This is a genomic window from Affinibrenneria salicis (assembly GCF_008710095.1).
The window spans coordinates 133,440-152,256 of sequence record NZ_VYKJ01000005.1 but is presented as its reverse complement, the minus strand read 5'-3'; the positions used below and the strand labels follow the sequence as shown (position 1 = coordinate 152,256).

Here is an 18,817-nt window from a genome sequence, read left to right as displayed (position 1 = left end):
CGCGCGCCGGAGCAGCAATGCTGACGCAACTGATCGCCGGCCAGCCGGCCCAGCAGCGTGCCGGCGTGCGCAGGCTGCTGGTCGTGAGCGGCGCGGCGGACTGGACGCAACAACGGGCGCAGGCGATCTGTGACGCGCTGCCGGGCGACTGGCTGTGGATCAGCGAGTCGCCCCCCGCCGGTGCGCAGGCCATTGCCGCCGTGCGGGTAAAAACGCTGCTGGGGCGGGAAACCGGCCACGCGGTTTATGACGCGCGCCGCGGGCTGGATGTGGAAGCGCTGGCGATGCTGGCCGGCACGCAGCGCGCCGGCAGCTGGCTGCTGCTGCTGGCGCCGGCCTGGGCCGACTGGGCGCGTTGTCCCGATGCGGATAGCCTGCGCTGGAGCGAACACAATCACCCTCTCGCGACGCCGCGTTTTATAACTCATCTGCAGCGCCAGTTGCTGAACGACCCCGAGGCGGTTGTCTGGCGCCAGGATCGGCCCGCCGTTTTTACCCCGCTGCATTCGCGGCCCGAGTGGGCGCCGGCCAATGGTCATCCGACCGCCGGCCAGCAGCGTATCCTTGCTCGTTTGCTGCATGCCTCCGCCGGTATTTTTGTGCTGACCGCACCGCGCGGGCGGGGCAAATCCGCGCTGGCGGGGATGCTGGCGCGGCGTTGGTCAGGCTCGTGCTGGATCTGCGCGCCGGCGCGCGCGGCGACCGATATTTTGCAGCACTACGCGGATAACCGCGCTCGCTTCTTCGCGCCGGATGCATTGTTGCAGCACTGCGAGCAGATGCCCGACGGAGCGCCGTTGGCCGACTGGCTGTTGATTGACGAAGCGGCGGCTATTCCGTCCGCCCGGTTACGCCGCCTGCTGCGCTATTTTCCCCGCCTGCTGTTGACCACTACGGTTGAGGGCTATGAGGGCACCGGACGCGGTTTTCTGCTGAAATTTTGCGCCTCGTTGCCGCACTGGCAGAGTCTGATGCTGGATGAACCCTTGCGCTGGGCCGGCGATGATCCGCTTGAGCGCTGGCTGGATAACCTGCTGTTATTGCAGGAACCTGATTTTTCTGCCGGGGCGTCGCCGCGCGCGCCGGTTAACATCAGCAGCCTGAACGCCGATCGCTGGTCGGCCGATCCGGCGCTGCTGCGGCAATATTACGGCCTGTTGTGCAGCGCGCACTATCGCACCTCGCCGCTGGATTTGCGCCGCCTGCTGGATGCGCCCGGCATGCGTTTTTCCTGCGCGGCCTGGCCGTCGCCGGCGGATGGTCTGGCGGGGGCGCTCTGGCTGGTGGATGAGGGCGGGCTGTCAGCCGGACTGGCGCACGAGGTCTGGGCCGGACGCCGTCGTCCGCGCGGCAACCTGGTGGCGCAGTCGCTGGCTGCGCACGGCGGGATGTGGCAGGCGCCGATGCTGCGCTCACGCCGCATCACGCGTATCGCCGTGCGGCCGGATTGCCGCCGTGTCGGTATCGGTCGCCAGCTGGTGATTCATCAGCGTCTGGCGGCGCAGGGGCTGGATTATTTGTCGGTCAGTTTTGGCTATCAGCCGGATTTGTGGCGTTTCTGGCATGAATGCGGGTTCCGGCTGGCGCGCATCGGCAGCCATCTGGAAGCCAGCAGCGGTTGCTATAGCGCGATGGCATTGCTGCCGCTGTCGCCCGCCGGGGAACAACTGGTTGACCAGGCTGAACGCCAGCTGGCGCGCGACTGGTACTGGCTGCGGCGCTATATCCCGCTGACGTTGCCGCTGCCCGAGGAATCGGACAACGAACCGGACGAGGCGGACTGGCGCGAACTGGCGGGTTTCGCCTTTGCTCATCGGCCTTTGCAGGCTTCTCTGGCGGCGCTGCATCGACTGGCCAGCCATACTTCGCTGGCGCTGCCCGCGTTGCGTTTGCTGCTGGACGAAGGGCTAAGCAACGCCGTCTGTGCGCAACGTTTACAACTGAGCGGTAAAAAAGCGCTGCTGCTGCGCTGGCGCGCGGAAACGGCGCTGGCGCTTCAGACGCTGGATGACGCACGCTGTGGCCGCTGGCAGGCATGGGTGCGGCATGGCCCGGACGACGCGGTCTGATAGCCTGCGCCGCTTCGTTAATTCATTTCCTTTTCCCCGTAACGGTCTGAATTTACACGCGGCGGCATCGGGCCGCCGGGCGCGATTTTTCTCCTGATTACCTCCCGTTATTTGCCTGTTTGTCGGCGGCAGATGTTTTATTTTTTTTTCGCATTTTTGTGATTTTTTATCTTGTTCGAGGAACATTTATTGATTTTAAATTTCAGTGTATGAATGGTTAATGGATGAATGTCGCTATTTTTATCTTATTGATGGTTTTTTGTGTTATCGGCAAGCCGATTTTGATATCAAAAAAATAGCGCGGCGCTAGAATACGCAGCAAATTTAGTCGGTGCATGTGTTTTAGTCAGGGGTTTAGCAACGTGGCCAGAGGGCTTGGGTTATCCGCTTTAGCGTCGGTGATGTTTGGTTTTCTTTACTATTATTCCTCATGGCTGGTTCCTCTTTCCGGCAATGAGATCTTTGGCTGGCGCATTTTGCTGACCTGGCCGTGCCTGACGCTGTTCCTGCTGTATAACGGCGATCATTCGTTGATCGCTCAGGGATTCCAGATGATCAGGAAAAATGTCTGGCTGCTGGCGCCGCTGGCCGCCTCTTCTTTCCTGATCGGCATTCAGCTATGGCTGTTCCTTTGGGCGCCGGTTAATGGCAAGGCGCTGGAGGTTTCGCTCGGCTATTTCCTGATGCCGCTGATGATGGTGCTGTTGGGCGGCGCGCTGTATCACGACCGGCTTTCCCTGCTGCAGAAGATCGCTACCGGGCTGGCGGCGCTGGGCGTGGGCAATGAAATTTTTCGTTTCGGGCACCTTTCCTGGGCGACGCTGCTGGTGGCGCTGGGGTTCCCGATCTATTTTCTGCTGCGCAGAAAGCTCAAGACCAATCATCTTGGCGGGCTGTGGTTCGATATGCTGTTGATGTCGCCGGCGGCGCTGTGGTTCCTGATTAGCGGGCCGTCCGACGGGGCGATCTGGCGCGATCATCTGTCGCTGTTTGCGCTGGTGCCGGGGTTGGGCATGATCAGTACGCTGGCGCTGGTGTGCTATGTTCAGGCCAGCCGCTACCTGTCCTTTAGCCTGTTTGGCCTGATGGGGTATCTCGAACCGGTCCTGCTGGTGATCGCCGCGTTACTGATTGGTGAAACCATCCCGTCGGATAAATTATTGACCTATGGCGCGATTTGGCTGGCGTTGCTGATGCTGGTGCTGGAAGGCGGGCTGTATCGGGCGCGGCGTAAACAGCGCGCTGCGCAGGTCGCCTGAGGAAAGACGGGCGCTTCGCGCCCGTTTCTGAACCGGAGAGCCGGTCAGGGTTTTTTCTGCGGCTGGTCGTCGTCGTCATCCCATTTTGCATTGTTATCCCGATGCGGCGGAATCTCCGGTTTGTTGGCGAGAAATTGCTTATGGTCGAGACGACGCAGCTCTTTGATGCCGTTGAGTAAGATACCGGCCAGGATAATCAGAATTACCCACCAGTAGTCAGCCAGCCATGCCATGTTAAGCCTCGTCAGTGTTGTGTATGAAGCGGGCAAATAGCGCCGGTAAATGCGCGCTCAGCCACGCTGAGCCGGCCACGTCCTGGTCCCGCCACGCATTCAGCAGGACTGCGGGCGTAAACCGGCTGGCGGCCTCGCGGGCCAGCGGGCGATAGCTGATGTGCCAGGGTTCTGCGGCCACGCCGCCGCGATCGCGAGCGAAGGGGCGGTAAAAATCATAGTCCGCCATATGTTGCGTCAGCCAGACGTTTAACGGCGCGAAATAGCCGTCATCCTCATATTCCCAGGGCTCCAGCTGCAGCCTTTGCCCGTCGGGCAGACGCGATGGGTCGTAAATGTCCAGATCGCTGCCCCAGTGGTGACGGCTGGCGCCCGGCATGGCCGACCAGCGCAGAATGGCTTCGCAGCGTGCGCCTTCGTGTAAGGTTAGCACATCCAGCGGCCGGCTGTGTTCGTCCAGCACCGGCCGTTCGCCCCTGAACTTACCGTTCCAGATCAGACGCTGACGCTCAAAATCGCGAAAGGTGCTGGCCGGCTGCAGATCGAAGCCGGCGGCGGCGGCGGCCTGTCGCAGCGCCAGAAACGCGGTAACGGCCGCCGGCTGAAGGCGATGGGCGCCGCACAGCGGCGCCAGATGCTGCACCGACTGCCCGGTCAGCATAGCGGGCGTGATCATGCGATCAACTGCTCCATGATGCGTTGATACATGCGGCTCAGCATCTGCAGGTCTGCGGCGCTGACGCATTCGTTGACTTTGTGGATGGTGCTGTTGACCGGACCCAACTCCACCACCTGCGCGCCCGTACGCGAGATAAAGCGTCCGTCCGAGGTGCCGCCGTTGGTCAACAACTGCGGCGTGGTTTCGTTGTAGTGACGAACCGCGTCGACAACGGCGTCGACCAGCGCGCCGCGCGCGGTCAGAAATGGCTGGCCGGAGAGCATCCATTCGAGCGTATAGTTGAGCTGATGGCGATCGAGCAGATTGGCCACCAGTTGCTTAATCTGTCCGTCGGTTAACTCGGTGCTGAAACGAAAATTGAACTGCACGAAAAGTTCGCCGGGGATCACATTGTTGCTGCCGGTGCCGGCCTGAATATTAGCGATTTGCATACTGGTCGGCGGGAAGAATTCATTGCCTTCGTCCCAGCGGGTGGCAACCAGTTCGTTCAGTGCGGGCAGCGCGCGGTGCACCGGGTTATCGGCCAGATGCGGGTAGGCAACGTGTCCCTGCACGCCGTGAATGCGCAAATTGGCGGTGAGCGAACCGCGTCGACCGTTTTTCACCACGTCGCCGACCACCGCAGTGCTGGACGGCTCGCCTACCAGGCAATAATCCAGTCGCTCCCGACGGGCCATCAGCCTTTCCACTACCTTAACCGTGCCGTTAACCGCTTTGGCTTCTTCATCCGAGGTGATCAGGAACGCCAGTCGACCCTGATGAGCGGGGTGGGCCGCGACAAAGCGCTCGGCGGCGACCACCATGGCGGCCAGCGAACCCTTCATATCGGCGGCGCCGCGTCCATACAGCATACCGTCGCGAATGGTGGGCTCAAAAGGCGGATTATCCCACAGCGTCTCGTCGCCGGCCGGCACCACATCGGTATGGCCGGCGAAGGCCAGCGTTTTGCCGGTGCCGCGCCACGCCCAGAAGTTGAGCGTATCGTCGATATTGATCGGTTCGATGGTAAAACCGATCGCCTGCAGACGTTCGATCATCATCGCCTGACATCCGGCGTCATCCGGGCTCAGAGATGGGCGACGAATCAGTTGCTGGGCAAGTTCTATCACGGGACAGGACATGCTACTTCACCTCCGCGATAAATGTTTGATAGCCGTCGGGGCTAAAACCGCACAGCGCCTGGCCGCTGGCGCTGACCAGTAGAGGTCGCTTGATGACGGCGGGCTGCTGCAGCATTAGCGCTTTCGCCGCGTCGGCGTTGTCGACCGCGTTACGCTGCGCTTCGCTCAGTCGGCGCCAGGTGGTGCCGCGCGTATTCAGCAGCGTTTGCCAGCCAACCAGATCGATAAAGCCCTGCAGACGGGCTTCGTCCAGTCCATCGGCGCGATAGTCGTGAAAACGGTATTCGATGTGTTGTTCTTCCAGCCAGCGGCGGGCTTTTTTGATGGTATCGCAGTTTTTGATGCCATATAGGGTGAACGTCATTACAGGCCAATCCTTTCTGCTTCACATGGGTGAAAAATGCATCAGCCCGGGCGTTTTGGGCGCCGGGCATGAATAACCGTCAGCATGCCGAAAAAACGCGATGAGATCCACCACACGAAACAAACGGAAAACCGACCGCTGACCAGATGGGGGTTGATAAGGATCATATTTGCCTGGTTAAAAAATGTGCGTATAATACGGCGCCGGTTAAAATTAGAGGTTGTTATGATTGAAGCAGAAGTCAGTACCTGGAAAGCATTCATTGAAGCCATGTTGAGTAATAAATAAGCGCGTGTCTCAATTGATGTCGGGCGGGAGAATGTCGGAACTACGTCAGTAAGTTTTACTTCCCCGTGCCTGAAAAAAACATCCCGCCCTGGCAACGCGTCACTCGTGCCGTTGCCGCCGGGCCGCCAGTCACCCCGACGCTGCGTTTAATAATCGCAGAAAAGGGGAAACCTGAGCGCTAAAAAGGGGATGAGACATATCTATGCCGTCATCCCCCACTTCTTATGCCACATCATCACTGGCTCAATGCAAAGCGGGCCGCCGCCTGCGCATGCAGCGTAGTGGTGTCAAACAGCGGTATATCGGCGTCCCCGGCCGAGATCAGCAGCGGAATTTCGGTACAGCCGAGAATGATTCCTTCGGCGCCCTGAAGCTGCAACTGAGCGATCATCTGTTTCACGCGCTCCCGGGAAGACTCGGTGATCTTACCCAGACACAGTTCCTGAAAAATAATCTGGTTGAGCGTTGCCCGTTGCGCTTCATCGGGGGTGATAACCTCGATACCGTGCCGGCGGATAATGCGCTGGCGGTAAAAATCCTGCTCCATGGTATAACGCGTGCCGAGCAGGCCGACTTTGCTCAGACGCTGCTCTTTTATCTGCTGCGCGGTGGCGTCGGCGATGTGTAAAAGCGGCAGGCCGCAGGCGGCCTCAACGTCGGGCGCCACCTTATGCATGGTGTTAGTGCAAATTACGATGGCCTCGGCGCCGGCTTTTTTCAGCGCCAGCGCGGCGTTAGCCAGTTCCACACCGGCCTGTGACCAGTTTCCCGTTGACTGCAATTGTTCAATGGAATGGAAGTCCACGCTATAAAGAATGATCCGGGCCGAATGCAAGCCGCCCAGCTGCTGCTTAACGTGCTCATTAATAATGCGATAATACGGGATGGTGGATTCCCAGCTCATGCCGCCAATGAGTCCTAATATTTTCATATTTAGGTCGCCTGTTTCCTGTCTGGCATATTGTATGCTCTGAATAATTCGAGTGCAGACAATACATTATCGTTTTGAATAACGCAAAGCGCCGGCCCTTTAGGGTAGGCCAACTGGTTTATGCGCCTTAAATCCGGCCGGAGAGGATGTGAACGTCGCTGGCGACGGCATCAGAGGGCAACGTCCCGGGCGGCGGGTCATTGAGCGTAGTCAACGCAACTGCAGCCTGAAATAGGGCGAATATAAAAACGGTGTCCACATTTCAACGCGGCAGATAAAACCGACGCGGTCGGGCGCCGTTTAATCGTTTTCACGCTATGCATGCTTTTTTATCGACATTTATCACTTTTTAGCTATCTTCGGCTGGACAAAAGGTCAATCTATTGCTGTACTGTGCATGACACAGATTTTGTGTCGTTCATTCATGTTAAAGGTAAGTTTGATGTCTAAGATTAAAGGTAGCGTTAAGTGGTTTAATGAGTCCAAAGGATTCGGTTTCATTACTCCGGAAGATGGAAGCAAAGACGTGTTCGTACACTTCTCTGCCATCCAGAGCAACGGTTTCAAAACTCTTGCTGAAGGTCAGCGCGTAGAGTTCGAAATCACCAGCGGTGCTAAAGGTCCATCTGCTGCTAACGTTATCGCTATTTAATTATACCGATTTCCTGAAAAACCCGCCTCCGGCGGGTTTTTTTTTGGCTATCAATCATCAATCCCGCACTTAAGCCGAAAATCATGACGCGCCAGCGGGCACGTCATTCAGCCAGCCAACCCGGCATTGACTGCGGACATCAGGCCTGCAATGCCGGATTGCACAGGGATTAGCTGAGCCAGCCGACCAGGCTAAACGCCAGCGCCGTCATTAACAGCGACCCCAGCAGATTCAGCGCAATATTCAGCCCGGCGAACAGCAACTGGCCACTTTGCAGCAGAGTGAACACTTCGGCCGAGAAGGTGGAAAACGTGGTCAGGCCGCCGCAGAAGCCGGTGGTGATCAGCAGTCGCCATTGCGCATCGATCTGTGGGACGCGCAGGAAGACAGCCAGCGCGGCGCCAATAATAAACGCGCCAATCAGATTGGCGCTGAGCGTGCCGAATGGTAACTGAGCATGTAGCGCATTGAGACGCAGGCTTAATAACCAGCGCGCCACGCTGCCGATACCGCCGCCAATAAATACCACCAGAAATGCATTAAACATAACAAGACACCTTTTATTCAGGGGTAAGCAAGGTTAATCTCGGAAAGGCAGAGCGTGACGCTACGCACCTCTCGCGAGGGTTACGTAGACATCATTAGCCAACAGGCGGTTATGGAGGAATGTCATCTCCGTCAAATACAGGCTTAGTTTACTCGCTTCGGCCGTGGTTTTGTAGCCGGGCAGGCTGGTCGGGTAAAACAGGCAACGAACGGCAGCGGGGGATAAAAGAGGATGAAAGTCGCACTGGGGCAGTTTGCGGTAGAACGCGAGTGGCGGCACAATCTGGCGACCTGTTTGCGTTTAATGCATGAGGCGAACGCCGCGGCGGCCGATTTGCTGGTGCTGCCGGAGGCGGTGCTGGCGCGGGATAACCGCGATCCCGACTGGGGCGTTAACGCGGCCCAGCCGCTGGATGGTCCCTTTATCAGCCAGCTGCGCGCCGCCAGCGCCGAAATTGATCTGACGCTGGCGCTCACGCTGCATACCCCCGCCGGGCCAGGACGCGTGTTTAATACTCTGGTGGTGTTGCGGCGCGGCGAGTTGCTTACGCATTACCATAAACTTCATCTGTATGACGCCTTCGCCATGCAGGAATCACGTCGCGTTACGCCGGGCTGCGAAGTGCCGGCGCTGGTGGACGTAGCCGGGATGAAAATCGGGCTGATGACCTGCTATGACGTTCGTTTCCCCGAACTGGCGCGGCGTCTGGCGCTGGATGGCGCGCAGGTACTGGTGGTGCCGGCGGCGTGGCTCAGGGGGCCGCTGAAAGAGGCGCACTGGGAGATTCTGTTGTCCGCCCGCGCGCTGGACAATACCTGTTATGTGGTGGCCAGCGGCGAATGCGGCGAGAAGAATATCGGCAGCAGCATGGCGGTCGATCCGCTCGGCGTGGTGTTGGCTCGCGCGGCGGAGGTTCCGGCGCTGATTTTTGCCCAACTGGATGAAGAGCGGCTGAACCATGCGCGCCGTCAACTGCCGGTACTGGAAAATCGACGCTTCGAATCACCGCAGCTGAAGCGGTAGCGCCCGGCATGGCATCTTACTTTGTTACAATTTCCGATTGTGTTGCCCGGGCCGCGGGGACACAGTCAATACATCATTTTTATTCGCCGGTGTATCCGGCTGGTTAATTCAGACAGGTAATATTATGGAAGGTATCAGCATCGCCAAACTTCTGGTGATTGGCGCATTAATCGTTTTACTGTTCGGCACCAATAAATTACGCAGCCTCGGGGGAGATCTGGGCGCGGCCATTAAAGGCTTTAAAAAAGCGATGAATGACGAGCCGCAGGTAAAAAATAACGCACAGGACGAAACGCCTCAGTCGCTGGGCGACGGCCGTCCGAAAGAGTAAACCGCCTTTATCCCACATCGTTTTTTCGTCATTCGCACCAGACTGCCCGCCTGCGCGGGCCTGACGCGTGCCCCAGCCTGATCGCGCAGCGGCAAGTCGGGCCAGCGTCTGATTACAGCCTGCGCCGGGCGGACTGTACTCAAACGCGCGTCATGACAAACGCGATAGCGTCGGGTACGCGGCGCCGGAATAAAAGCCGGTCTGTTGCGGTATTCCGTGTGTATCCATGCTCTGTTCAGGGGCTTATATGTAAGAAAATATAAGCAGAGCGCCGCCTGACGCCCTTCAACGCCGTTCAGCCACAGAAAAGGCAGGCCGGCATGCTTTTGAACGCTGATGTCCGGGCGTTTATTCATCGCGATTTTTCAGGCGGCAATAGCGGCAACCTACGTCTCGCCTCGGTCGTGTTGCCGACCGGAGCGAGACGTAGGTTGTTGGCAACCATGCCGGGTTATTTGACTTCGATGCCTTTCGCCTGCAGATCGGCGTGGTAGGAAGAACGGACGAAGGGGCCGCATGCGGCGTGGGTAAAGCCCATTGCCAGAGCTTCCGCTTTCATTTCATCAAATTCGGCCGGGCTGACATAGCGCTGTACCGGCAGATGGTGGCGGCTTGGCTGCAGATACTGGCCAAGCGTCAGCATCGTTACGCCATGACGGCGCAAATCGCGCATAACGTCGACGATCTCGGCATTGGTTTCTCCCAGTCCGACCATCAAACCGGATTTGGTCGGCACTTCGGGGTGCGCTTCTTTAAAACGCTCCAGCAGTTTCAGCGACCAGTCGTAGTTCGCTCCCGGGCGCACCTGGCGGTAAACGCGCGGCACGTTTTCCAGGTTGTGGTTAAAGACGTCCGGCGGCGTTACGGTCAGGATATCCAGCGCCCGATCCATGCGGCCGCGGAAATCGGGCACCAGCGTTTCGATCTTAATCTGCGGGCTTTTCGCGCGAATGGCGCTGATACAGTCGGCAAAATGCTGTGCGCCGCCGTCGCGCAGATCATCGCGGTCGACCGAGGTAATGACCACATAGCGCAACCCCATGTCGTGGATCGTCTGGGCCAGCTTTTCCGGTTCGTTGCTGTCCGGGGTCAGCGGTCGACCGTGCGCCACGTCGCAGAACGGGCAGCGTCGGGTGCAGATGGCGCCTAAAATCATGAAGGTCGCCGTGCCGTGGTTAAAACATTCGGACAGGTTGGGGCAGGACGCTTCTTCGCAAACGGAATGCAGACCGTTTTTACGCATCGCTGATTTGATGCCCTGAATGCGGCTGGAGTCAGCCGGCAGTTTGATCTTCATCCATTCAGGTTTACGCAGCATTTCCTGTCGTTCTGTCACCACGGTGCGTACCGGGATTAACGCCATTTTATCGGCATCGCGGTATTTTACGCCGCGTTCGATCTGAATCGGTTTACTCATATTCGCGTAAGTTCCAGTTCTGAATCGCTGTTTGAATTGTTAAAAAACTCAAAGGATTATGAGAGAAATTAAACTTTTTTTTAAAAAACTCTAAAAATTATATCATCTTTGCCGGAGGCGGACAGCCTTTGCGCCGGCAAAATGAAGAAATAATGTAAATAAGATGTAACTTATTGCTCCTGCTGCGCCAGCGGAAGAGGGTTGCCGTCGCGCGCCAGATCCCAGTCCAGCATCTGCCGATGACGATAGCCCAGCAGCTGCATAAAGGTGCCGACCAGCAACGGCGCTGTGTCGGGCAGCGTGGCGCCCGGCGCCAGCGCACTGAGCTGGGTCATCTGCATGCCTGCGTAGCCGCAGGGATTGATACGTTGAAACGGCGACAAATCCATGGCGATATTCAGCGCCAGACCGTGGAAGGAACAGCCCTTACGGATGCGCAAACCCAGCGAGCAGATTTTCTTTTCGCCGACATACACGCCCGGCGCGTCCGCGCGGGCGCGTGCGTTCACCGAAAAATGCGCCAGCGTCTGGATCACCGTTTCTTCCAGCGCGGTCACCAGCTGGCGTACGCCGAGCCGGCGTCGTTTCAGATCAATCAATATATACATGACCTGCTGGCCCGGACCGTGATAGGTCACCTGTCCGCCGCGGTCGCTCTGAATGACCGGGATATCGCCGGGCGTCAGAACATGTTCGGCTTTGCCGGCCTGTCCCTGGGTAAATACCGGCGGATGCTCCACCAGCCAGATTTCGTCGCCGCTGGCGGCGTCGCGCAGATCGGTAAAATGGTGCATGGCCAGAGAGACGGGCTGGTAAGGCTGTACGCCAAACTGACGTATTGTGATCTTATCCTGTAGCAAGCGTGTCATCTTCAGGTTAAGGAAGGATAGCGGCAATTATAACGGCGGGAGACGGCAGGGAACAGCACTAAGCGATTTTAATCGGGCGCCGCGCGTCGGCGTGGTTGCCGCGCGCCAGCCCTGAGATCGTGACGATCGATTGAATTACAGCACCATGCGCACGATTTCAATATTGCCCAGTTCTTCATACAGCGTCTCAACCTGTTCGATATGCGTCGCGGTAATCGTAATGGAAACGGAATGATAGTTGCCTTTACTGCTGGGTTTGACCTGTGGGCTGTAATCGCCTGGCGCGTGACGCTGGACAACCTCGACCACCTGGTCGACCAATTCCGGCTGGGCCAGGCCCATTACTTTGTAGGTGAAAGAGCAGGGGAATTCGAGCAGTTCATTAAGTTTGGTTTTCATCTGTGCTCCACGAAGATCAGATACCCATCGTTTTTCACACCGCAGGCGCGCTGAGCGCTTTGGCCGCGTTATGACGTCGGTTGGGGGGCGTTCGGTTAAAATTATAGCTCCCGCCGGAGCGGGAGCGGGTGATGACCTTGATATGGGGACGGCGAATCCCGTTTACAAGAGGCGGGGAGTTAACCGAACCAGTGGTGGAACATCAGTTTAATATAGTCCACCAGACGGCTGAAGATACCGCCTTCCTTCACTTCGTTCAGCACCACCAGCGGGCGTTGATCGATCGTTTTACCATCCAGCTGGAAGTTAATCGAACCCACCACCTGATTTTTGCCCAGCGGCGCGTGCAGCTCGGTGTTGTTCAGCACATAGCTGGCCTTCAGATCCTTCATCCGGCCGCGCGGAATGGTCAGATAAACATCTTTATCCACGCCCAGCGAAACCCGGTCGTTGTCGCCGAACCACACTGGTTCGGAGGCGAACTCCTTGCCGGTTTTTAGCGGCGCGACGGTTTCAAAGAAACGGAAGCCCCAGGTCAGCAGTTTTTTGCTTTCCGCTTCGCGGCCTTTGAACGTTCTGCCCCCCATGACGGTGGAAATCAGGCGCATCTGGCCTTCTGTGGCCGACGCCACCAGATTGTAGCCGGCAGAGGAGGTATGGCCGGTTTTGATGCCGTCCACGTTCAGGCTGGTATCCCACAGCAGACCGTTGCGGTTGGTCTGGCGGATGTTGTTGAAGGTAAAATCTTTTTCTTTATAGGTGGCGTACTCTTCCGGTACGTCGCGAATCAGCGCCTGGCCGATCAGAGCCATATCGCGAGCGGAACTGAACTGGCCGTCTGCGTCCAGACCGTGCACCGTTTGAAAATGGGTATTTTGCAGGCCGAGCGCTTTAACGTAGCCGTTCATCAGATTGACGAAGGCATCCTGGCTGCCGGCCACGTAATCGGCCATTGCCACGCAGGCGTCATTGCCCGACTGCAGAATAATGCCGCGATTCAGTTCCGATACCGGTACGCGATCGCCCGGCTTGAGAAACATCAGCGAAGAGCCTTTGAACACCGGGTTGCCGGTAGCCCAGGCGTCCTTGCTGACGGTGACTATATCATTCGGGGTGATTTTGCCGGATTTGATCGCCTGACCGATAACGTAGCTGGTCATCATCTTGGTCAGACTGGCCGGGTCGCGGCGCGCGTCGGCGTTCATTTCCGCCAGCACTTTTCCGGAGTTGTAATCAATCAGGATATACGCTTCCGCATCAATTTGCGGAACGCCAGGGATCATAGTCTGGATATTAAGATCGCCGGCATTGGCAAAAGATGAAACGCTGAGCGCGATCAGGCAGCCTGACGTGATCCGCTTAAAATAACGAGACGTAGTTACAGTATTCATGATGGGAACAACGACATCCGTGGATAGAAGTTAAAAACGAGCCACACTATAGCAGATGGCAAATAAGCCGGCATCAGACATTACGTTACCTGATTTTGCAGTGCCGCATTTCTCTGCGCCGGCCGGACGGCGGGCGAAACAGTCCCCGCGCGCCAGACGGCGAGCGGGGGACGAGGGCGGTTACAATGTGGTGATAAAGGACTGCTGGCTCGCTTCGGCAGACAGTCGCTGTTGCAGTTCCACCGCGCGCTGGTGGCTTTCAAACGGCCCCAGCTGTACGCGATAAAGATTGCCGCTGGCGGAAACCTTACCGGGAACGTGGAACTGGTTGCTCAGGCTGTTGAGCCAGCTCTGTGCGCGCTGCGCGTCGCTCAGGGCGCCGACCTGCACCAGATAGCGTCCGCCGCTCGCCGCCGGGGCATTGCCTTCCGCCACGCCGGCGACGGCCGTCTGAGGCGCGGCCGCCGGCGCCGGTTCGCTGCCTTCCAGTACGCCTGCCGGCAGCGCGCTGGGGGCGCCGAGGAAACCACCGCCCGGCGTGGCGGGGCTGGTGAGCGGCTGGCTGGCGTTTTCCTCGCCCGACGAGGCGGCGGGCTGAGTTATGCCGCCGGTTTGCGCACTATTATCGGCGACGGCCGGCATGACCGCGATAGACGGCGAACCCTGACTCAGATTCGGCCGATCGGGCAGGGCGAAGCTCTGTTTCGCCACCGTGGTGCCGACGGCGCCGGGACCCGACAGCGTGCCGTCCGGCGCCACCTGAATAAAGTCCACTTTGACCCTGGTATTGTTGGAAATATTGAGGCGCTCGGCGGCGGCTTTCGACAGATCGATGATGCGTCCCGGCGTGTAAGGACCGCGATCGTTGACCCTGACCACCAGACGGCGGCCGTTGCTGAGGTTGGTGACCCGCACATAGCTCGGGATGGGCAGCGTCGGGTGCGCCGCGGTCAGCGCGTTGGGGTCGAATACTTCTCCGATGGCGGTGCGGTTGCCGCTGGCCTCGGCGCCGTACCAGGTGGCCAGCCCCGTTTCACTGAAGCTGACGGGGTTGGCGACGATTTTATAACTGCGGCCGTTGAGGCGGTAGTCCTGCTGGGTGCCGGGGTTATAGGGTTCGTAGCGGGGTTCGACGCCGCCGATCTCTTCCACCGGCCCGCTATAGACGCTCGACGGGGGCGACTGAGGCTGTTCCGGGACGGTACAGGCCGTCAGCGTTAGCCCGATCACGCCGATCCAAAGCCACTCCTTACGCATTGTTCACCTCTTCTATAGATTACGGGATAACATTTTGCGGTGAGTATGTATCGACATCACGATACCGAATCCCGCCATCAGCACAATCAGCGCCGAACCGCCATAGCTCACCAGAGGAAGCGGCACGCCGACCACCGGTAAAATACCGCTCACCATGCCGATGTTGACGAACACATAGACAAACAGAATCAGCATTAACCCGCCGGCCATTACCCGGCCGAACGAGGTCTGGGCATTGGCCGCGATCACCAGACCGCGCATGATCAGGAACAGGTATAGCGCCAGCAGAATCAGTACGCCAATCAGGCCCAATTCTTCGGCCAATACAGCAAAGATAAAGTCAGTATGCCGTTCCGGCAAGAACTCCAGCTGCGACTGGGTGCCGTGCAGCCAGCCTTTGCCGGATAACCCGCCGGAACCGATGGCGATTTTCGACTGGATAATATGGTAACCGGCGCCCAGCGGATCGCTTTCCGGGTCGAGCAGCATCATCACCCGCGCCTGCTGATAGTCATGCATCAGGAAGAACCACAGGATAGGGATAAACGCCGCGACCAGCAGAACGGCGATGCCGATCAGCCGCCAGCTCATGCCGGCCAGAAACAGCACGAACAGACCGGAGGCGGCGACCAGGATCGAGGTGCCCAGATCGGGCTGAGCCGCCACCAGCAGCGTGGGAACGAAAATCAGCACCAGCGCGATGCCGGTGTTTTTCAGCGAGGGCGGGCAGACATCGCGGTTGATAAAACGCGCCACCATCAGCGGCACGGCGATTTTCGCTATTTCCGACGGCTGGAAGCGCACCACGCCCAGATCCAGCCAGCGCTGCGCGCCTTTACTGATTTGCCCGAAGGCGTCGACCAGCACCAGTAAAATCACGCACACGATATACAGATAGGGCGACCAGCCTTCGTAGACGCGCGGCGGGATCTGCGCCATCACCACCATCACCGCCAGGCCGAGCACAATCTGCACCACCTTGCGTTCCATCATATCGATATCCTGCCCGCTGGCGCTCCACATCACCAGCAGACTGTATCCCAGCAGCGACAGGATACAGATCAGAAACAGCGGATCGATATGGATACGCGTCCAGATCGAGCCTTTTTGTGGGTTCTCGCTCATTGCTCGTTTTACTCGCTTTCGCTGCCGGGCGGGGCGGGTGGCGCGACCGGCAGTTCAGTATTGTTGTCGCCCAGCATGATGTGGTCGAGGATTTGACGGGTGATCGTGCCGACGGTCGGCCCGGCGCCGCCATTCTCCAGAATAATAGACATCGCCACGCGCGGTTCGTTGTAAGGAGCGAAAGCCACCATCAGTTTATGGTCGCGCAGATGTTCGGCGATTTTGTGCGCGTTATAGGTCTCGTTCTCTTTCAGACCAAACACCTGGGCGGTACCGGATTTGGCCGCGATCTTATAGGGCGCGTCGACGAAACTTTTGTGCGCCGTCCCGTTGGCGCGGTTGGCCACGCCATACATACCGTCTTTGGCGATCTCCCAGAAGCCGGAGTGAATATCGCCGATCTGCAGGTGCTGCTCCTGACGCCACGGGGTAATGGCGCCGTTTTCGCGCGAACTGTACAGCAGGTGCGGCGTTTTCACCTGGCCGTCGTTAATCAGCGTGGTGAGCGCTTTTACCATCTGCAGCGGCGTGGCGGTCCAGTAGCCCTGACCAATGCCGACCGGAATGGTGTCGCCCTGATACCAGGGTTTTTTGTAGCGCTTCATCTTCCATTCCCGCGTCGGCATAATGCCGGCGCGCTCTTCGGACAGATCGATGCCGGTGTACTCGCCGTAGCCGAATTTACTCATCCATTCGGACAGGCGGTCGATGCCCATGTCGTAGGCGACCTGATAGAAAAAGGTATCCGCCGATTCTTCCAGCGATTTGGTCAGATTGAGCCGGCCGTGTCCCCATTTTTTCCAGTCGCGGAAGCGTTTTTCCGAACCGGGCAACTGCCACCAGCCGGGATCGAAGAGCGTAGTGCTGGTGGTAATGACCCCCGCGCTCAGCGCCGAAACGGCGATATAGGGTTTCACCGTGGAGGCGGGCGGATAAAGTCCCTGGGTGGCGCGGTTGATCAGCGGACGATTGGGATCGTCAAGCAGCGCGCGGTAATCCTTGCCGGAGATGCCGTCGACGAACAGGTTGGGGTCGTAGCTCGGATTGGACACCAGCGCCAGAATGCCGCCGTCGCGCGGATCGACCACCACTACCGCGGCCCGGCTTCCTTCCAGCAGTTTTTCAATATACATCTGCAGATTTAGATCGAGCGTCAGAGTGATGTCTTTCCCCGCCTGCGGCGGCTGTTCGTGCAGCTGACGGATCACGCGTCCGCGGTTATTGACCTCGACCTCTTCGTAGCCCGGCTTGCCGTGCAGCTGATCTTCGTAATAGCGTTCGATGCCCTGCTTGCCGATATCGTGCGTCGCGGCGTAGTCGGCCAGTTTCTCGTCTTTGCTCAGCCGTTCGACGTCTTTATCGTTAATTTTAGACACGTAGCCGATAACGTGGGTCAGCGCGGAGCCGTAAGGGTAGTAGCGGCGCTGATAGCCTTTGACTTCCACGCCGGGGAAACGGTACTGGTTGACCGCGAAACGCGCCACCTGGGTTTCATCCAGACCGGTTTTAAGCGGAATCGAGGTGAAACGCCGCGAACGCTTACGCTCCTTTTCGAAGTCCGCCAGGTTCTCATCGGTCAGATCGACGATGGGCTTCAGCGCCTGCAGGGTGGCGGCCAGATTGGCCACTTTTTCCGGCACCAGCTCCAGCTGATAAATGGTGCGGTTGAGCGCCAGCGGGATACCGTTGCGGTCATAGATAATGCCGCGGCTGGGCGCGATAGGCACCAGCTTGATGCGGTTTTCATTGGAACGGGTACGATAATCATCGAAACGTAAAATCTGCAGATGGTACAGGTTCGCCACCAAAATACCGCTCAGCAGCAGAATGCCGCTAAACGCCACCAGCGCGCGGCGCACAAACAGGGCGGACTCGGCCGTGTAGTCACGAAAGGGTTTACGTTCTATTTTCATGCTGCAGCGTTATTTCACGTTGTTCATGTTATCGCCCTATTCCCGATGGTAAGGATGATTGGTGGTAATGCTCCAGGCTCGATACAGACTTTCCGCCACCAGAACGCGCACGAGCGGGTGGGGCAAGGTTAACGGGGACAGCGACCAGCTTTGCTCGGCCGCCGCTTTGCAGGCGGGCGCCAGTCCCTCGGGACCGCCAATCAATAGACTGATATCGCGACCGTCTTGTTTCCAGCGTTCCAGCTGTCCGGCCAGCTGTGCGGTTTCCCAGCGGGCGCCGGGGATATCGAGCGTGACGATGCGGTTGCCTTTGCCGACGGCGGCCAGCATCTGCTCCCCTTCGCGTTCCAGGATGCGGCGGATATCGGCGTTTTTGCCGCGCTTACCCGCCGGGATTTCCAGCAATTCGAACGGCATATCTTTCGGAAAACGGCGCAGGTAATCGGTAAAGCCGGTTTGCACCCAGTCAGGCATTTTCGTGCCTACAGCCACCAGTTGCAGTTTCACGCGTTAACCCCAGAGTTTTTCCAGCTCATACAGCTGCCGGCTGTCGTCCTGCATCACGTGCACGATGACTTCGCCCAGATCGACCACGATCCAGTCGGCTTCCCGGCCGCCTTCCACGCCGGGCGCGGGCAGACCGGCGGCGCGCGATTCCTCGACCACGTGGCTGGCGATCGCGGCGACGTGACGGTTCGACGTCCCGGTGCAGATCACCATATAGTCGGTAATGCTGGATTTACCCTGAACATCGATCGAAACAATGTCCTGGCCTTTTAAATCATCAATTTTATCGATAACAAAGTTCTGGAGTGCCTGACCTTGCAACGCTTCCCCCTCGGGTGTGTTTGTCGTCAAAATAGATACGGCCGCGACCGCCGGATGCCCGGCGCCCGCAATATGAAATAGCCCGCCGCGCCGGTGTTTTGCGGCTAATTACGGCGGTTTA

Annotated in this window: 20 protein-coding genes and 1 riboswitch; of the genes, 5 read left to right on the top strand and 15 right to left on the bottom strand. The window is 58.4% G+C overall.

Annotated features, from left to right (window positions below; genetic code table 11):
• Nucleotides 1–17 precede the first annotated feature (17 nt).
• Nucleotides 18–2,069, top strand: coding sequence for a tRNA(Met) cytidine acetyltransferase TmcA (locus tag FJU30_RS11820; protein ID WP_150435168.1), 2,052 nt, complete (start codon nt 18–20; stop codon nt 2,067–2,069).
• Between the two features lie 362 nt (nt 2,070–2,431).
• Nucleotides 2,432–3,328: an EamA family transporter RarD gene (rarD, locus tag FJU30_RS11815; protein ID WP_150435167.1), complete on the top strand. Its 897-nt coding sequence runs from the start codon at nt 2,432–2,434 to the stop codon at nt 3,326–3,328.
• A 44-nt stretch (nt 3,329–3,372) separates the two neighbouring features.
• Here rarD and FJU30_RS11810 read toward each other — a convergent pair whose 3' ends face one another.
• The 5 genes from FJU30_RS11810 to FJU30_RS11790 form a co-directional block, all read right to left on the bottom strand.
• A complete protein-coding gene (locus FJU30_RS11810; protein WP_150435166.1) occupies nt 3,373–3,561 on the bottom strand; it encodes a YpfN family protein in 189 nt (62 codons plus the stop codon).
• Between the two features lies 1 nt (nt 3,562).
• A complete protein-coding gene (locus tag FJU30_RS11805; RefSeq protein WP_150435165.1) occupies nt 3,563–4,237 on the bottom strand; it encodes a M15 family metallopeptidase in 675 nt (224 codons plus the stop codon).
• The gene (dapE, locus tag FJU30_RS11800; protein ID WP_150435164.1) at nt 4,234–5,361 is read right to left on the bottom strand and encodes a succinyl-diaminopimelate desuccinylase; all 1,128 of its coding nucleotides are present in this window, start codon (nt 5,359–5,361) and stop codon (nt 4,234–4,236) included. Before dapE ends, FJU30_RS11805 begins: the two co-directional genes overlap by 4 nt.
• Before the next feature lies 1 nt (nt 5,362).
• Complete coding sequence (locus FJU30_RS11795) at nt 5,363–5,725, bottom strand: ArsC family reductase (protein ID WP_150435163.1); 363 nt, start codon at nt 5,723–5,725, stop codon at nt 5,363–5,365.
• Nucleotides 5,726–6,248: 523 nt separating this feature from the next.
• Nucleotides 6,249–6,944: an aspartate/glutamate racemase family protein gene (locus FJU30_RS11790; protein ID WP_150435162.1), complete on the bottom strand. Its 696-nt coding sequence runs from the start codon at nt 6,942–6,944 to the stop codon at nt 6,249–6,251.
• A 442-nt stretch (nt 6,945–7,386) separates the two neighbouring features.
• On the opposite strand from FJU30_RS11790, the gene cspE reads away from it, so the two are divergent.
• A complete protein-coding gene (cspE, locus tag FJU30_RS11785; RefSeq protein ID WP_009113827.1) occupies nt 7,387–7,596 on the top strand; it encodes a transcription antiterminator/RNA stability regulator CspE in 210 nt (69 codons plus the stop codon).
• A gap of 169 nt (nt 7,597–7,765) precedes the next feature.
• Here cspE and crcB read toward each other — a convergent pair whose 3' ends face one another.
• Nucleotides 7,766–8,143, bottom strand: a complete 378-nt coding sequence (crcB, locus tag FJU30_RS11780; protein ID WP_150435161.1) for a fluoride efflux transporter CrcB — start codon at nt 8,141–8,143, stop codon at nt 7,766–7,768.
• A 78-nt stretch (nt 8,144–8,221) separates the two neighbouring features.
• Nucleotides 8,222–8,282, bottom strand: a riboswitch (Fluoride riboswitch).
• Between the two features lie 92 nt (nt 8,283–8,374).
• Here crcB and FJU30_RS11775 point away from each other — a divergent pair.
• Nucleotides 8,375–9,166, top strand: coding sequence for a deaminated glutathione amidase (locus tag FJU30_RS11775; RefSeq protein WP_150435160.1), 792 nt, complete (start codon nt 8,375–8,377; stop codon nt 9,164–9,166).
• 124 nt (nt 9,167–9,290) lie between these two features.
• Entirely contained in the window at nt 9,291–9,497 is a 207-nt protein-coding gene (gene tatA / locus FJU30_RS11770) for a Sec-independent protein translocase subunit TatA (protein WP_150435159.1), read from the top strand.
• Nucleotides 9,498–9,948: 451 nt separating this feature from the next.
• Here the strand turns inward: tatA and lipA are convergent, their stop codons facing one another.
• The 9 genes from lipA to rsfS form a co-directional block, all read right to left on the bottom strand.
• Entirely contained in the window at nt 9,949–10,914 is a 966-nt protein-coding gene (gene lipA, locus FJU30_RS11765; RefSeq protein WP_150435158.1) for a lipoyl synthase, read from the bottom strand.
• 170 nt (nt 10,915–11,084) lie between these two features.
• Nucleotides 11,085–11,783, bottom strand: a complete 699-nt coding sequence (gene lipB / locus FJU30_RS11760; RefSeq protein WP_191091586.1) for a lipoyl(octanoyl) transferase LipB — start codon at nt 11,781–11,783, stop codon at nt 11,085–11,087.
• A gap of 135 nt (nt 11,784–11,918) precedes the next feature.
• Nucleotides 11,919–12,182 (bottom strand): DUF493 family protein YbeD, encoded by a 264-nt coding sequence (ybeD, locus tag FJU30_RS11755; protein WP_150435157.1) that lies wholly within the window; start codon nt 12,180–12,182, stop codon nt 11,919–11,921.
• 179 nt (nt 12,183–12,361) lie between these two features.
• Complete coding sequence (gene dacA / locus FJU30_RS11750) at nt 12,362–13,573, bottom strand: D-alanyl-D-alanine carboxypeptidase DacA (protein WP_150435156.1); 1,212 nt, start codon at nt 13,571–13,573, stop codon at nt 12,362–12,364.
• A 180-nt stretch (nt 13,574–13,753) separates the two neighbouring features.
• Nucleotides 13,754–14,830 carry an endolytic peptidoglycan transglycosylase RlpA gene (rlpA, locus tag FJU30_RS11745; protein WP_150435155.1) on the bottom strand — a complete coding sequence of 359 codons (1,077 nt, stop codon included), beginning with the start codon at nt 14,828–14,830 and terminating at the stop codon, nt 13,754–13,756.
• Nucleotides 14,831–14,842: 12 nt separating this feature from the next.
• Entirely contained in the window at nt 14,843–15,955 is a 1,113-nt protein-coding gene (mrdB, locus tag FJU30_RS11740) for a peptidoglycan glycosyltransferase MrdB (protein ID WP_150435154.1), read from the bottom strand.
• Between the two features lie 8 nt (nt 15,956–15,963).
• Entirely contained in the window at nt 15,964–17,868 is a 1,905-nt protein-coding gene (gene mrdA / locus FJU30_RS11735; RefSeq protein ID WP_150435153.1) for a peptidoglycan DD-transpeptidase MrdA, read from the bottom strand.
• Between the two features lie 36 nt (nt 17,869–17,904).
• Entirely contained in the window at nt 17,905–18,375 is a 471-nt protein-coding gene (gene rlmH, locus FJU30_RS11730; protein ID WP_150435152.1) for a 23S rRNA (pseudouridine(1915)-N(3))-methyltransferase RlmH, read from the bottom strand.
• A gap of 3 nt (nt 18,376–18,378) precedes the next feature.
• Entirely contained in the window at nt 18,379–18,696 is a 318-nt protein-coding gene (gene rsfS / locus FJU30_RS11725; RefSeq protein ID WP_150435151.1) for a ribosome silencing factor, read from the bottom strand.
• Between the last annotated feature and the right edge of the window lie 121 nt (nt 18,697–18,817).

Bases quoted from the DNA above. Each gene is read 5' to 3' on its own strand.
- FJU30_RS11820 (WP_150435168.1), top strand. From the start codon at position 18: ATGCTGACGCAACTGATCGCCGGCCAGCCGGCCCAGCAGCGTGCCGGC.
- FJU30_RS11810 (WP_150435166.1), bottom strand. From the start codon at position 3,561: ATGGCATGGCTGGCTGACTACTGGTGGGTAATTCTGATTATCCTGGCC.
- FJU30_RS11805 (WP_150435165.1), bottom strand. From the start codon at position 4,237: ATGATCACGCCCGCTATGCTGACCGGGCAGTCGGTGCAGCATCTGGCG.
- dapE (WP_150435164.1), bottom strand. From the start codon at position 5,361: ATGTCCTGTCCCGTGATAGAACTTGCCCAGCAACTGATTCGTCGCCCA.
- FJU30_RS11795 (WP_150435163.1), bottom strand. From the start codon at position 5,725: ATGACGTTCACCCTATATGGCATCAAAAACTGCGATACCATCAAAAAA.
- FJU30_RS11790 (WP_150435162.1), bottom strand. From the start codon at position 6,944: ATGAAAATATTAGGACTCATTGGCGGCATGAGCTGGGAATCCACCATC.
- cspE (WP_009113827.1), top strand. From the start codon at position 7,387: ATGTCTAAGATTAAAGGTAGCGTTAAGTGGTTTAATGAGTCCAAAGGA.
- crcB (WP_150435161.1), bottom strand. From the start codon at position 8,143: ATGTTTAATGCATTTCTGGTGGTATTTATTGGCGGCGGTATCGGCAGC.
- FJU30_RS11775 (WP_150435160.1), top strand. From the start codon at position 8,375: ATGAAAGTCGCACTGGGGCAGTTTGCGGTAGAACGCGAGTGGCGGCAC.
- tatA (WP_150435159.1), top strand. From the start codon at position 9,291: ATGGAAGGTATCAGCATCGCCAAACTTCTGGTGATTGGCGCATTAATC.
- lipA (WP_150435158.1), bottom strand. From the start codon at position 10,914: ATGAGTAAACCGATTCAGATCGAACGCGGCGTAAAATACCGCGATGCC.
- lipB (WP_191091586.1), bottom strand. From the start codon at position 11,783: ATGACACGCTTGCTACAGGATAAGATCACAATACGTCAGTTTGGCGTA.
- ybeD (WP_150435157.1), bottom strand. From the start codon at position 12,182: ATGAAAACCAAACTTAATGAACTGCTCGAATTCCCCTGCTCTTTCACC.
- dacA (WP_150435156.1), bottom strand. From the start codon at position 13,573: ATGAATACTGTAACTACGTCTCGTTATTTTAAGCGGATCACGTCAGGC.
- rlpA (WP_150435155.1), bottom strand. From the start codon at position 14,830: ATGCGTAAGGAGTGGCTTTGGATCGGCGTGATCGGGCTAACGCTGACG.
- mrdB (WP_150435154.1), bottom strand. From the start codon at position 15,955: ATGAGCGAGAACCCACAAAAAGGCTCGATCTGGACGCGTATCCATATC.
- mrdA (WP_150435153.1), bottom strand. From the start codon at position 17,868: ATGAAAATAGAACGTAAACCCTTTCGTGACTACACGGCCGAGTCCGCC.